Origin of the sequence: Bacillus sp. FJAT-27445 (assembly GCF_001510665.1) — a bacterium.
Taxonomy (GTDB): Bacteria; Bacillota; Bacilli; order Bacillales; family Cytobacillaceae; genus Bacillus_D.
Genome location: NZ_LMTI01000001.1, coordinates 673221 through 687401, shown reverse-complemented (window position 1 = coordinate 687401; position 14181 = coordinate 673221). Strand labels below are relative to the sequence as shown.

General features: G+C 45.3%; 8 protein-coding genes. 2 read left to right on the top strand and 6 right to left on the bottom strand.

All coding sequences use genetic code 11. From position 1 onward, the window contains the following. Positions 1-499 precede the first annotated feature (499 nt). From AR337_RS03410 to AR337_RS03395, 4 genes are all read right to left on the bottom strand, one after another. Positions 500-1171 (bottom strand): TerC family protein, encoded by a 672-nt coding sequence (locus tag AR337_RS03410; protein WP_059170595.1) that lies wholly within the window; start codon positions 1169-1171, stop codon positions 500-502. Between the two features lie 45 nt (positions 1172-1216). Then, a complete protein-coding gene (locus tag AR337_RS03405) occupies positions 1217-1498 on the bottom strand; it encodes a DUF1232 domain-containing protein (RefSeq protein WP_059170594.1) in 282 nt (93 codons plus the stop codon). A gap of 312 nt (positions 1499-1810) precedes the next feature. Continuing rightward, entirely contained in the window at positions 1811-5041 is a 3231-nt protein-coding gene (locus AR337_RS03400; RefSeq protein ID WP_156424295.1) for an efflux RND transporter permease subunit, read from the bottom strand. Between the two features lie 137 nt (positions 5042-5178). Further along, positions 5179-8634: a hypothetical protein gene (locus AR337_RS03395; protein ID WP_059170593.1), complete on the bottom strand. Its 3456-nt coding sequence runs from the start codon at positions 8632-8634 to the stop codon at positions 5179-5181. A 231-nt stretch (positions 8635-8865) separates the two neighbouring features. Between AR337_RS03395 and AR337_RS03390 the strand changes: the two genes are divergently transcribed. After that, positions 8866-10239 carry a dipeptidase gene (locus AR337_RS03390; protein ID WP_059170592.1) on the top strand — a complete coding sequence of 458 codons (1374 nt, stop codon included), beginning with the start codon at positions 8866-8868 and terminating at the stop codon, positions 10237-10239. Positions 10240-10282: 43 nt separating this feature from the next. Here the strand turns inward: AR337_RS03390 and AR337_RS03385 are convergent, their stop codons facing one another. Next, positions 10283-11134, bottom strand: coding sequence for an MBL fold metallo-hydrolase (locus AR337_RS03385; RefSeq protein ID WP_172797493.1), 852 nt, complete (start codon positions 11132-11134; stop codon positions 10283-10285). A 178-nt stretch (positions 11135-11312) separates the two neighbouring features. Here AR337_RS03385 and AR337_RS03380 point away from each other — a divergent pair, with 178 nt between their 5' ends. Then, positions 11313-11783 carry a hypothetical protein gene (locus tag AR337_RS03380; RefSeq protein ID WP_059170590.1) on the top strand — a complete coding sequence of 157 codons (471 nt, stop codon included), beginning with the start codon at positions 11313-11315 and terminating at the stop codon, positions 11781-11783. 88 nt (positions 11784-11871) lie between these two features. On the opposite strand, the gene AR337_RS03375 is transcribed toward AR337_RS03380, so the two are convergent. Then, on the bottom strand, positions 11872-14151 hold the full coding sequence (locus AR337_RS03375; RefSeq protein ID WP_059170589.1) for an ATP-dependent DNA helicase: 2280 nt from the start codon (positions 14149-14151) through the stop codon (positions 11872-11874). Positions 14152-14181: the final 30 nt, after the last annotated feature.

The window sequence follows — 14181 nt, the reverse complement described above, 5'->3', positions numbered from 1 at the left end:
TCCCCGAATAAGCTTTGCACGAAGGAAATGCGGTAGCATTTTCGAGGAGTCGCCACCCTCCATTTCAATCAACTGAAATTTTTCCTTTATATAAAGGATACTATATACGGGGTAACCTGCCATCATGACTAAAAATCAAGCCAATGAATGCAAGCAATTGAAAATAATTCTTAAGTTTAATTTAACCTGGTTCTTCCCCATAAGTGCTGGTTTATGATTAATATGCCTAACTTTTATGTTGATTGTTAACCTGGTTCTTCCCCATAAGTGCTGGTTTATGATTAATATGCCTAACTTTTATGTTGATTGGAGCGGAGGGTACCGACTCCTGCGGGATGTAGCGGCAAGGTGGAGACCCCACAGGCGCTAGCGCCGAGGAGGCTCCACTGACGCCCCGCGGAAAGCGTGTGCCCGTAGTGGAAATCAACAGCCAAATTTAACATAGCCAAATCTCAGATTTTTAATAAAGGGCCCCCTACTACTAGGAGCCCCAAAATAATTAATGCTGTTCCGCAAGCTTTCGTTGCTTAAGCTTCCCGGCAAGGAGGACTCCAATAACCACCAATCCAACAAATGCCCATTTAATGAAAAAGTTGTCATGGAAAAAGCCTGCAAGGAAGTTTTCTTCCGTTATCATTCTTGCTGCTGTAAAGGCAAGAACTCCTGCTCCGAATGTAATGATGATTGGGAAACGCTCCATCCATTTTAGGATAATTGTGCTTCCCCAAACTACAATCGGAATCGATATAAGCAGCCCAAGTATGACCAATAGCGTATGGCCATTTGCGGCACCCGCTACTGCCAAGACGTTATCGAGTCCCATTAGTGCGTCGGCAACGATAATTGTTTTAATCGCACCCCAGAAGTTTGCTCCAGCCTTGATGTCATGCTCGCTTTCCTCAGTGAGGAGCTTGTAAGCAATCCATACAAGCAAGATTCCCCCTATTAGGCGGAGGCCCGGAATCATCAGCAGTTTTACCACAAGGACGGTTGCTGTAGCGCGAATGACGATGGCGCCAACCGTCCCCCATATGATTGCCTTCTTTTGTTGGTTTTTGGGAAGTTTTCTTGCTGCAAGCCCTATTACAATTGCATTATCGCCTGCAAGTACCAGGTCGATGATGATTAGGGAAAAAAGTGCTGACCAAAATTCCGCTGAAAATAACTCCATTCCATTATCACTCCATAAAGATATTATTTACGGTGAGCCTAAATACTATTCCAACCCGAGCCCGTGCTTCTTCCTTAATGAATCGGGAGCAAGCTTGATGATTTGCTGCAGGACCAGCAGCAGGACGCCAAGGTCATCAAGCAGTCCAAAAAATGAGAAAAAATCCGGGATTGCATCAAAAGGGAATAGAAGGTAACCTGCAAAAAAGGCGACGGATAAAAACTTCCTTTTTACTGGGACTTTATCAGATTTAAAAAAATCCAGCAGGAACGGGCCAAACTTTTTAATAGTAAAAACCAACTTGATTCGCTTCCAAAATCTCTTCATCTTTTCACCTCAAAGGTATTGGTCTAGGTAAAGGGATGTCTTTAACTTTTCCCTTTTAAAGCCATGGGTAAAAGTACATTTATTTCCAGGCGTTTAGAAAAACAAAAGACCTTTACCGGTTATCGGTAAAGGTCTCGCTTACAACGATACGTTGCCAGCAAAGCCGGGGATTCATCCCGTCATGACGACTTTGCTGTCCTGCTACTCCCCTTTAAGGACTATAGTATTATTTTAGAAAACCAATCAAGTCCAGTCAAGGATTTTTTTACATCGGGTAGGAAGCATTGTTAAATAGGTTGGAATTGCATGTATTTACGCTTTCTTTCTCCCCGGCCTTTTTAATGCTTCATACACGATTGGAACAATAACGAGTGTTAGCAAGGTTGAACTTGTAAGACCGCCGATTACGGTGACGCCAAGTCCCCTTGAAATTACGCCGCTTCCTTCAACACCAAGCGCTAGCGGAATTAATGCTCCAATTGTAGCAATTGCTGTCATTAAAATCGGACGAAGCCGGGTAACACCTGCTTCAAGCAGCGCCTCACGCACTGAATACCCTTCCTTTTCCTTATTGATCACCCGGTCGATTAGGACGATTGCGTTCGTTACGACAATCCCAATCAGCATAAGCGCGCCAATCATGGAGGAAATCGAAATGGTTTCTTTCGCAATTAGAAGCGCAACCAACCCGCCGATAATGCTGAATGGCAATGAGAATAAAATTGCAAATGGCGCGAGAGCACCTCCGAAAGTTAAAACTAGTATAAAGTAAACGATGGCAATCGCGGCAAGCATGGCAATCCCAAGCTGAGTGAAGGATTCCTTAATATCCTCTGTTACTCCGCCCAATTTAATCTCCACTTGTGATGGAAGGTCAATTTTATCCACCTTCTCCTGTATATCAGCAGAAACCTTCGCCACGTCCTTCGTTTTCAGTTCTCCACTGACAGACACATATAATTTTCCGTTCCGCCTTTGGACAGTGTCTGAAGTCTTCCCTTTTTCAACCGTTACTAAATCCGAGATTTTTACATCCATCCCAAGGGGGGATGCAATTGTTTGGTTTGTGACATCATCGATATCGTTAAACGCCTTTTTTTCCGACTGAACATATACCATGATGTCCCTGCCGTCTTTTTTAATCGTCGCTGCGACCGGCCGTTCTCTCTCCTGCATCAAAGCCATACCCACCTGGCCTGCAGTCAAGCCTAACTTGCTTGCCTTGTCCTGGTCCACTTTGAGAGCATATTCCTCATAGGATGATGAAATGCTTGTCTCAACATTCTTTAATGAGGAATGGCCTTTCATGATTGTTTCGATTTTGCCGACAATCGGTTCGAGCTGCTTAAGGTTTTCTCCATATACATAATAAGTAACGCCATTGCTTGCTCCAGCACCTGAGAAGTCCTGGGTCGCCCATTCACCTTTAGCTGTCCGTTCTTGGAGGGCAGCGACAACCTTTTCTTTTTCATTTTCAAAGTCTTCAGTGTCATTGTCGTATTTTATAAAAAACATAGCTTGGCTGGATGCGCCCGGGTTCATGGGGTTTCTTCCTCCAGCTGAATATTGGACAGTTTGCACATTTTTCCTGTCGAGAAGGAAATCATCGGCTTTGGCTGCCGTATCGGCAACCTGATCAAGTGTTTGCCCCGGAGCGGGATTAAAGGTTATGATGGCCATTTTTTCTTCCTCGGAAGGAATAAAGCTGACGCCAATTATTGGTACGAGAAAGAAGCTTCCCGCCAAGAGTAGTACAGCAAGGCCAAAAGTGGCCAATTTATGGTTAAGGGACCACTCTAAAATTTTCCTATAGGTTCCGGCCAGCCTTCCCGGACTTCCTTCGCTATGTTTAATCCCAATACCTTTTTTGAAAAGTGTATTTGCAAGCATTGGCACCAAAGTTACCGCTACAAGCAATGAAGCCATAAGGGCAAACACGATTGTTAGTGCAAATGGCAGGAATAACTCGCCGATCTGCCCCTCGACAAATCCGAGTGGAAGGAACACGGCTACGGTAACAATCGTCGAAGACAAAATCGGTATGAACATTTCCAGCGTTGCCGATTTGATAAGTTCCTTCCCTTTTAGCCGCTCAGTCTTTAACGACATCCTTCTATAAATATTTTCAATGACAACGATGGAATCGTCGATAACCCTTCCAATGGCAACCGTCATCGCCCCAAGCGTCATAATATTTAGCGTGATGTCCATTTGCTTCAGTGCAAGGATGGCAATCAGCAGGGAAAGTGGAATCGAGATGACGCTGATAACAGTTGATTTAAAACTGCGCAGGAACAAAAGAATGATTACAACCGCAAACAATGCACCGAACAATGCTTTATTGAGCATGGTTTTGACGGATTCCTCTATCGGCGTTCCCTGGTCAAAGGTGATTGTAAATTCGGCCGACTTCCACTCTTTTTTGAAATTTTTCAATTCATCCTTCACAGCATTGGCTACTTCTACTGTATTCGCTTCGGGAGCCTTTACAACCTGGAGGCCAATCGATTCCTTTCCGTTCGTTCTGGAAATGGATTCTGCCCTGCCGATGATTTTTATGTCGGCAATATCCTGAAGCTCAACCGTTGGAAGCCCTGCCAGCAGCGGATTTGCGATTACCTGTCCCGCTTGCTGTTGGGGCTGCCCACCTGTTGTCGGAGGGACGGCCTGCGGCTGTTGTCCATTACCTGTCCCTGTAGCAGCTGGCTGCATTTGCGGACTGGAAGGGTTTTGGGCGGAAGAAGGATCTCCCTTTGCTCCTTGCCCTAAACCAGCTTGGCCGGCTTCACCGTGCGCCGAAGGAATGACTGGAATCTTTACACTCTTTAAATCTTCAAGTGTCGTAATCTGGCCGTCTACAAGGATTGATTTTTGCGTTTCACCAAGGGTATACAATCCCAACGGCATGGAAATAGCGGACCCTTTAAGGATATTCCTGACCGTTTCTTCTGTAAGGCCGTATTGGGCAAGCTTGTCCTTTTTAAAAATGAGCTGCCCTTCCTCGATGTTCTGGCCCGAAATTTGCACGGAGGCGACTCCCTCAAGGCCTTCAAGCGCTGGGACGAGTTCACCTTCCACTTCCTTTGTCAGGCCAGCCAAAGACTCGCTTTCGTCTGATACACTCATTGCAATAATTGGGAAGGAATTAAAGGATATCCGTGAAATTTCAGGATCTCCTGCCCCCTCGGGAAGCTGAAAGTCGCTTAAAGCCTCATCTGCTTCACGTTTCGCTTCTTCCATGTCCTTTTTGTAGCTGTATTCAATTTGAAGTGAGCTGGCATTTTGAAATGAGCTTGAACTTACATTTTTTACGCCGTCCAAGTTTTGGATGCGCTTTTCCATAGGCTCTGATAACTTTGTGGCAACTTCTTCAGGTGAGGCACCTGGAAGGATGGTTGTCACTGTTATTACGGGTATTGTAATATCCGGCAGGGTTTCGAGCTTCATTCTTATCCCTGAGTAAATACCTGCTGCAACGATCATTATCGTGAGCAGCCAGATGGCAAACTTGTTTTTTAGCGAAAAGTCAATGAGGTGTCTCAAATGTATGTACTTCCTTTCGGGTGGTTTTGAAAATTATCCCAAACTAAATCATAAGGGACAATGTCCGGATAGGTCAATGGGCAGAGGCGAAACGGCAGAAATAAAATGGGATGGCGAAAATGCCATCCCGTGGTATTTTAATCCCATCCTTTAAGTAAAGTGACAATTTTAATCTTAAGGCGCGCTGCCAACGATTCCCTGCCTTTGCCATCGTTTTGTTTTTTCCATTCATTATAGCTGGCAATCCCAATTAACAGCGACCCCGCCCCCAACAGATAGCCCCACCATGGGAGATTGCCCCACAGAGGCCGGGTTTGCAGCAACAGATTTAATAGAAGGACTGCCGCACCCGTAAAGAAATAGGATTTCATCCGATAAAACATTCCCGCAAGCATGGATAAGAGAGAAAGTGTCCCAAGAATCAACGCATCGTAAACCGTATTACTTTCTAGCCCGTCTTGGATTAGAAGAATAGCAGTAATAATAAGGACAGCCCATTGAAGCTTGCTGATGATTTCATGGTACCTGCCTTTTATTGCTTTCCGGATAAAGACCATGATGGCGATCAACGGCAAGACAAAGGCCTCCCTATCGAAAAGAGCCGGGATATCCAGTCTCGCGATTACCGAATAATAAGGCTCAAGTAAATATATGCCCGCCAAAATGGGAATAAAGAAGCCGATCTTCTTATCGACCCTGCGGCCTTGAAGCCAAATGGTAATAGAAATTAGCACGCCAGGAAGCGCACTCATCCAGATAGATGGATCCGGATAGGAATAAAGCGATGCGAAATATAGGAATGCACCCAATGCATACCAGTCGATTTGTGAATCATATATCCGGCTGTTCACTTTATATAGATGTGGATAAACGTAAAGGCCTATCGCAGCATGCGCCATGCCAAGCGCCGCCGTGACTCCGATAACCCGGATATTCGCAAGACCCGCATTCGAAAGATATCCCATACTGGCAAAAAACATCAATAAGATCGGCAATAGGCCAAGTAAATCCCATTTTAATCTATGCAAAAACAGCAGTATTCCCGCCCCATATACCATGGTAATACTATAGGGAATTAGAGTGAATGGATAGGTAAACGCCATGGCAGCGATACCGAAGATTGAAAAGGCTGCCAGATAATACTCTGTCCATTTTTTTAGATTTGATTTTACCAGCAGCCAGACTCCCAAGATAATAAGACTCGTAACTGGAAATTCATAGTTTCCACTATAATCCGTTACAGCCATATCAAAACCTTTGCTGATTGTCAAAAATGCAGCAGTAAACGCCGCGTATAAAAAGAGTGTATTCTTCCATTCCAGGGCAGCCAAATAGGTGCTGATCCCGTAAACCACAACGGAGGCAGCTAAGCTATAGATAGCCCATCCCGGGAATGCGAACCAAACAAGCAGCAAGGTAACCGGCAAAATGATATGGCCAGTCCAGGCATATCCAGTATACAAAAGGACATCCTTTTTCCGAAAAACATAAGCAAGCAATAAAACGAAAACAGCTCCCCCCGTGCCGATAAAGGAACTTACGCCCTCACCGAAGTGTACTTGTTTATAAACGGACACAACCACTGAGAGGTAAAAACCGTACGTGACGATGCTAAGAAGTGCTGCAACCGGCAGGATACGATGAGAACGGTATAAAAGATAATATATTCCCAATCCCCCAAGCACTAGAATCGGGCGGACTGCAACTGAATCCATTTCAAGAAATACCGATAAAATCAGCCCGAAAGTATAGGATAGCTGGGCTGAATAGAAGAAGGAAGCCGCGAGTTCCCCGTCCCCCCTTTTCCTCCAAGCAAACGAAGCGGCCAAAAGAAGGACAGCGCCAGCAGCAAAGGATATCGGATACCCGAAATTAAATCGGTATATTGGCAATTCCAAAATAGCCTCGTGGCCAAAGACCAGGACCGCCAACCCCGCGAATACAGGTACAGCCCAAATGGAAACCCACTTGATTGCCGCCCTTTCTTCATTCATCCTGACAATGATGGAGAATCCGGATAACAGGATCAGCATCGTTCCGAGTTCTATCCAATCGCCCAATCCATAGGAAAGTAATATGGCGAGTATCATTCCCACTATGCCCAAATCCCGTGCCGGCAGCCTGAGAGGAGCAAATACCCTTTTCGCCTTAACCCATCCAATCAAGATGAAAAGTATCATAGCAGCGATAAAGATGCTTGTCTGCAGGTTCATATCATATATATATTTTCCAAACAGTGAGGAAGCCTCGAAGAATGCTGCTCCCAAAAATGCGGCGCTTAAATAAGGAAATGCCAGCTGTTTCTCCGCATGCGCCAAATACAGAAAGTTTCCGGCGATTATCACATAAGCAAGCGCTAGCACAAAAGACGGCTCTCCTGCCCTTAGCAACATGCCTTCAACGGAAATGTAGAAGAATGCAAGCAAGGAGACCGCGGCGCTTGTATACCGGAAGGCCCTTTCAAGCAACAGGTTCCCTTTCAATGTTTTAGGGATGAAGACAAAAGCAAATGCGATTGATGCATAAAAGATGGCATCCGCACCTTTCAGGTATGTATGTTCAATCAACTGATAAGCCCCATATACAATCATCGCGCTGAAAATAAAATGGTATTCCTTTCTGCCGCTAACATACATCATCGAAAGATAAATGGCTGCGGTAAGCAGGAGATTAAAACTATAAATAAGCTCATTATCGAAGAAAAACAGCATCAGAAGTGTAGATACGACCAGGTTCGCCTGGATGAATACAGGGAATTCTTTTGCATACAATGCGAGCGTTCCTCTGTTCCGCAATTTGAAAAACAGAAAAATAATCGCCGCATTGTAAGCCATGATCCCTAGATAGAAATAATCGACAGGAAGCCTGAAGGATGCCAGCAGAAATCCCGCTGCAATAGAAAAGGCAATAAAGGAAAACCAGACAAAAAGCCGTGATGTAAGCTTTTTTGCAAAAACAGCATACACAGCGCCGGGAACGAAACTTCCCAGGAAGCCTAATAAAAAGCGTCCCTCTCCTGTAACCGATAAATAGGGTCCGAGCAGGCCAAACCAGCCAAGCGATAGAACGAATATCGGCAAAAACAAACTTCCAAGCACAGTGAAGGCGAAAGCCGTCTTTTCGATCTTAAGGATCCTGGCGGACAAATAAGCGAATCCATAAAAGAGTAGAGAAACAAGGGCTATTGCGGTGCTTTTCATAACCTGGGTCATTGATTCCCAATTGCTTGTCGCGACAAATAGGCCTCCTACAAGAAGAAAAATAACCCCGATATTCAACAGCCAGGAGATGTTCCGTTCCCTGATTTGTTCTGATGTAAGTATCTTTTTCTCCTTTCTTTGCACCTGTTGGCGAGGTACGGGCAGTGATACTTGTGGGGCAGCCTGCTGGCCGACAGCAGGCGTTTGCTTATGGATTATGCTCGCCCGCGCTTCTTCCCTCCTCCTGTCTTCTTCCAAAAGATCTTGGTGGTATTTGAAGTGGGCATCTGCTACTTCATCGACAATCTCAGGCTTAAGATAGCCTTCTTCTTTCATATTAAAAAGTTCCCGCCTGAAAATCCGCCGAGCTTCACTCCTGAAATGAGGTTCCATCCTGACTCCTCCTTTTTTAACGATGAAATTTTATGACAAATTCCAGTAATTTAATCCCTATAGTGTAATTTTACACCATTAGCAAAAAGTTTCAATTGTTTTTTTGCTGAAAGACCCATTTTTGGATATTGTTATAGAGGGGCTATAAATAAGAGACCATTTTTTAAATAAAGGATTTTTGATCTTGAGGAAAGAAATAATGCAGGAAGAACTTTAAGGAGGCAAAAAGGAATGAATCAAAAGCTTCAGGATTATTTTGTACATAACAGGGAAAGACAGTTGAATGAATTGAAGGAATATCTAGCAATTCCTAGTATATCTGCCATTCCAGCTTACAAAGAGGACATGATGAAGGCTGCAAACTGGACTGCTGAAATGTTGAAGCAAATTGGCCTGGAAAAAGCGGATGTTTATACAGCAAACGGCCATCCAATCGTGTATGGCGAATGGATGAAGGCTCCGGGAAAGCCAACTGTCCTTGTTTATGGTCATTATGACGTCCAGCCAGTCGATCCCGTTGAACTTTGGGAAACTCCGCCGTTTGAGGCCACTATCCGAGATGGCAAGCTCTATGCCCGCGGTTCAAGTGATGACAAGGGCCAAGTTTTCATGCATTTAAAAGCAGTGGAGGCGATTTTGCAGACAGAAGGTGTACTTCCGGTAAATATAAAAATCCTTATTGAGGGCGAGGAGGAAATCGGCAGCCCCACCCTACCTTCTTTTGTGGAAGAAAAGAAGGATCTCCTTGCGGCAGATGTGCTTGTCATTTCCGATACGACCCTGCTCGAGCGGGGCAAGCCGGCAATCGTCTACGGACTGCGTGGCATGACAGGAATTCAGATTGATATTAAGGGTGCTTCAAGTGATTTGCACTCTGGTCTATACGGTGGGGCCGTGCAGAATCCAATCCATTCCATCGTTGAAATCCTTGCTTCGATGCGAGCTGAAAATGGGTCAATTCAGGTGGAAGGATTTTATGATAAAGTCAGGGAACTAACAACTGAGGAACGGGCTGAGTTTGCAAGCCTTGGCCAAAGCGAAGACGCTCTGGTCAGCCAGCTTGGCGTTCCGGAACTTTTTGGTGAAGAAGGTTTTACCGCGCTCGAAAGGATTGGGGCAAGGCCAACTCTCGAAGTGAACGGGATTTACGGAGGCTTTCAGGGTGAGGGCCTTAAAACGGTCATCCCTTCCGAAGCCCATGCTAAAATTACATGCAGGCTGGTTCCTGACCAGGATCCCCAGGAAATCGCTGACCTGCTGGAAGCGCATGTGAAAAAAGCCGCGCCAAAGGGTGTGACCGTAACGGTTACCCAATTTGACAAAGGCGCACCATTTCTTACTCCAATTGATCACCCGGCCATCCAGGCAGCAGGAATGGCATATGAAGAGGTATACGGAGTTCCGACAGCTTATATCCGTGGAGGCGGGTCAATCCCGGTTGTTGCATCATTCAGCGAAATCTTGAAAATGCCGATTGTCATGATGGGGTTTGGCCTATCGGATGAGAATTTCCATGCGCCAAATGAACATTTTAATCTTGAGAATTTTGATAAGGGGCTTGAGGTTATTTCGCGGTACCTTTATAAACTAGACAATAACATGTAAATGTAAAGGGCAGCCCCGAATGTTTGGGGGCTGCCCTCATTATTTATTCGCTCTTTTCCCCGTCGACAAACCTTCCATGATCAGGGATAGCAATTTCATCAAATTTCTCGACTAACAGGGTTAGATTTTCATACAGGGTTTCACCTGTCATTGGGCGCCCGTGGCCTGTAATCGCGACACCCGGTTTTAAGGCGGCCAGTCTTTCAACTGATTGCCTTGCCGATTCCCAATCTGGAGTCAAGTAACGAGGCGGACCGCTAATTTCCTGTTCCTGGGTAAACACTTTATAAAGCGACTCCTGCTTTACCGTTACAAATGCATCCCCAACAATAATGGCGCGATCAGCTGCGCGGAAAAGCGAGACATGGCCCGGGGTATGGCCCGGGGTATGAATCCACTTCCACCCTTCCAAAAATGGAACTGTACCATCCTCTGGTAAACGCTGAACATGGCCATCAAGAGTGATGGCTTCATTCGGATAATAAGGAGAAATTTTTGCAAGTAATCCACCTTCGACTGTGGGATCAGGTTGGGGGTAATCCTGCTCTCCACGTAAAAATGGTATTTCAAGCTCGTGTGCATAGACAGGCATTTTCCACTTTTCGATAAGTTCAGTTATTCCTCCGACGTGGTCAAAATGGCCATGAGTCAATATAAGTGCTTTTGGCGGGTTGTTTTTCCCGAATCGCTCCTCGGCTTCGAGGATGATATTATCCCCCGACCGCGGCATTCCTGCATCAATCAAAACCCAGTCATTGCCCTCGCCTGGCTGCCCGATAAAAACAACATTTACAATTTGGAAAGGGAAGTAATATAAGTCACTCGTGATTTGTTGGCCAATGCCGCTGTCGATGCTTGTCATTGGAATAATTCTTTTTTCAGCTTTATTTTCCATAATCCAACCTCCAATTCCTTCGTTCTTTTCACTTATACCCTACTTTTGGAGCAACCATTCAGGGTAACTGTGAAAGAAGGTGCACTCTTCTTATCCTAGCCAATATTCCAAAAGCTATTTGCTGTTCATTCCGTCGATTTGGTATACTTGAAAGGAAATAACTTGACCTGGAGGCATTATGCTAACTTTTAACGAAAAACTCGCAATTATCGAGGCATTTCCGGAGCTTTCCCGTAAGAATGTTTCGCTCGGACGTGTTAATTTCCAATTTGAAGGCAGTACATCGGATAAAAAAAATGTCGTCTACCACCTGCATCCAAACGGAAACGGATTTGTGTATGCCGCCGGCCTTGATGGCTATGAAACAGACGAAAAGGGCCTAGTAAACATAAGGGATTTTTCTGCGGAAGAACTGAAAAGCGCGGTTGAAAAGTCAATTTCACTTTTGTCCGAAGGCAATGAAGAAGACATGGAAGCCGGCGAAACTGAACCCGAACTGTGGGTAAACAAGAAAAACCATGTCCTTACCGTCGCAAATGAAGATGAACTATGGAATGTGTATTACGGTGCCAATTTGGAGGAAAGCTTCGGAACATATAGCGAAGTGGAAGAGTACATGGGCGAAGAAGGATTTGTGAAAAGGAAATAAATTTTCATCATGAAAAAAAGCCAAAACAATTCTTGCAGGCCGGCCCACTAACACGTGGGCCGGCCTGTTTTTTATTTTTCACTTTGGACTACTGAATTACGGTAAATGACTTCCATTCATCTGGAAATAGACTCGTGTATTTTTGGTTAAGAAAGCGATCGTCGATCAGCAGGATGGTTCCGCTGTCCTCCTCTGACCGGATAAGCCGTCCGCCGGCCTGAAGTACCTTGACCATTCCGGGATAGGTATAAGCGTAATCATACCCTTGCCGATCCGTTGAGAAAAAGTACTGTTTTAACAAGTCGCGTTCAAACGAAAGCTGCGGCAGCCCGACCCCTGCAATGATGACGCCGTTCAGCATGTCGCCAGGCAAATCGACGCCTTCGGAAAAAATCCCTCCGAGAACAGCAAATCCAACGAGGCTGCCTGAACGGCCAGCCTTGAAGCGGGAAAGAAAAGCATCCCTCTCCTCCTCGGCCATTTGGGAGGTTTGAATGATTGTATCCACGTTTTCGCTTGCTTCAAAACACTCGTATACTTTTTCCATAAATAAATAGGAAGGGAAAAAACAAAAATAATTGCCTGGCCTTTCGGCGACCAGCATGCCGATTGTGTTGGCAATCCTGCTATAGGAGGCATCCCTGTCCCTATATCTGGTTGACAATGGCTGGATAAATACGTCTACCTGGCTTGCATCGAAAGGTGAACGTAACGAAATGAATGGGTCTTCTTCATCCGCCCCAAGCATCTCTTTAAAATAATCAGAAGGAACAAGGGTTGCCGAAAAAAAGATTTTCGCCCTGAATCCTCTACCGGCTTTCTTGATCAGCTCGGATGGGTCCAGGCAAAAGAGTTTAACGGATACTTCCCCCTGCCCTTGCTGAAGAAATACCGTAAACCTTTCATCCGCCACTCCTTCAGCACGAAGGAAATTCTGCGCGCTAAAATAGGCTTCAAGAAGTTCTTCCTCCGGGGCGGGAATAGATAGAAGATGATGCTCGGCATTATCAACAAAATTCTTTACCGCTTCTACCAACCCTTCAGGAAGCTCTTTAAGAAGGAATTCTTTTTCCACGCCTGCCTTTTTCTTCACCGCGATGAACAGCTGGTTTACTGTTGAAGCGGCCTTTGATAATTCTGGATTGGTTGATTTATAGGCTCTTTTTATGAAAAGGAAATGCGACTTTTGGAGTGTGGCGGAGTACATTTCCCTGGCGCGGTCAGGAAGGTTATGGGCTTCATCCACCAGTAGGGCTGTCCGTTTCCTTTTTTCGTCAAAAAGCCTTTTTAAAGACACACGCGGATCATATATATAGTTATAATCGCATATTACCACATCTGCAAGATACGCTAGGTCCAGCGAGAATTCAAACGGGCAAACACTGTGTTTCCTGGCATATTCCTCCACCGCTTCCCTATCGATCAATGTTTCATTTTTACCTATATCAAGTACAGCTTCATTAATCCGGTCATAATAGCCGGCCGCAAACTTGCAATCTAGAGCCTTACAGCCCTCTTCCTCCCTAAAACATATTTTATCCTTTGCTGTCAACGTGACTGAAGTAAGGTGAAGCCCGTATGAAGCCATAAGGGCCAATGCGTCCTCGGCCGCCTTACGTGTCGTCGTCCTTGCGGTAATATAAAAAATATGTTCGATTTGTCCTTCTCCCAGCGCTTTAACGGCAGGAAATAACGTGGATATCGTTTTGCCGATACCTGTTGGAGCATTGGCGAACAACGTGCCGCCCTCTTTAATCCGCCTGTAAATGAAACCCGCCAGCTCTTTTTGCCCTGCCCTGTACCTGGAGAATGGAAAAGTGAGGCTTTTTGCTGATTCAGTCCTTAGCTCCTGATGGGCAAGGCGCATCTTGGCAAAAGGGGTGAAAACCTGAAGCAATCCGAAAAGAAAGTCCTGTAATTCTCCTGTGGTAAAAACCTTGTTAAAATACTTTCGTTCATAGGTATCCCTTTGTACATACGTTAATCTGACGACGACGGAATCAAGCTTGTTTTCGGTTGCTAGTGTATAGGCATAACATTTTGCCTGGGCCCAGTGGACAGGATACGAATCCGCTTCAATCCATTCAAGGCTGGAGGAAGTTGACTTTATTTCGTCGATAACGAAATGCCCATTTTCAGACAGTAAGCCGTCACAGCGACCATCAATACTATAATCGATGCCTTCAAAATTGATCGATATTCGCATTGGCACTTCCTTTCGGTCACCTTCTTTGTAGCCTCCCTGAACAACCTGGTGGGCTCGAGTTCCCTCGGCCATTACAGCTGCTGTCCTCACCCCGGATTCAATATTTCCGCTTCTATAAACGTATTCTGCCAGAGCCCTTGCCGATATATGGTATTCAGCCATCTTCTCCCCCCTTTTGCGAATATATGTTCT

What these genes read in the sequence shown, in the direction of transcription:
- AR337_RS03405 (WP_059170594.1), bottom strand. Translation starts at nt 1,498, where the DNA reads ATGAAGAGATTTTGGAAGCGAATCAAGTTGGTTTTTACTATTAAAAAG.
- AR337_RS03375 (WP_059170589.1), bottom strand. Translation starts at nt 14,151, where the DNA reads ATGGCTGAATACCATATATCGGCAAGGGCTCTGGCAGAATACGTTTAT.
- AR337_RS03390 (WP_059170592.1), top strand. Translation starts at nt 8,866, where the DNA reads ATGAATCAAAAGCTTCAGGATTATTTTGTACATAACAGGGAAAGACAG.
- AR337_RS03395 (WP_059170593.1), bottom strand. Translation starts at nt 8,634, where the DNA reads ATGGAACCTCATTTCAGGAGTGAAGCTCGGCGGATTTTCAGGCGGGAA.
- AR337_RS03380 (WP_059170590.1), top strand. Translation starts at nt 11,313, where the DNA reads ATGCTAACTTTTAACGAAAAACTCGCAATTATCGAGGCATTTCCGGAG.
- AR337_RS03410 (WP_059170595.1), bottom strand. Translation starts at nt 1,171, where the DNA reads ATGGAGTTATTTTCAGCGGAATTTTGGTCAGCACTTTTTTCCCTAATC.
- AR337_RS03385 (WP_172797493.1), bottom strand. Translation starts at nt 11,134, where the DNA reads ATGGAAAATAAAGCTGAAAAAAGAATTATTCCAATGACAAGCATCGAC.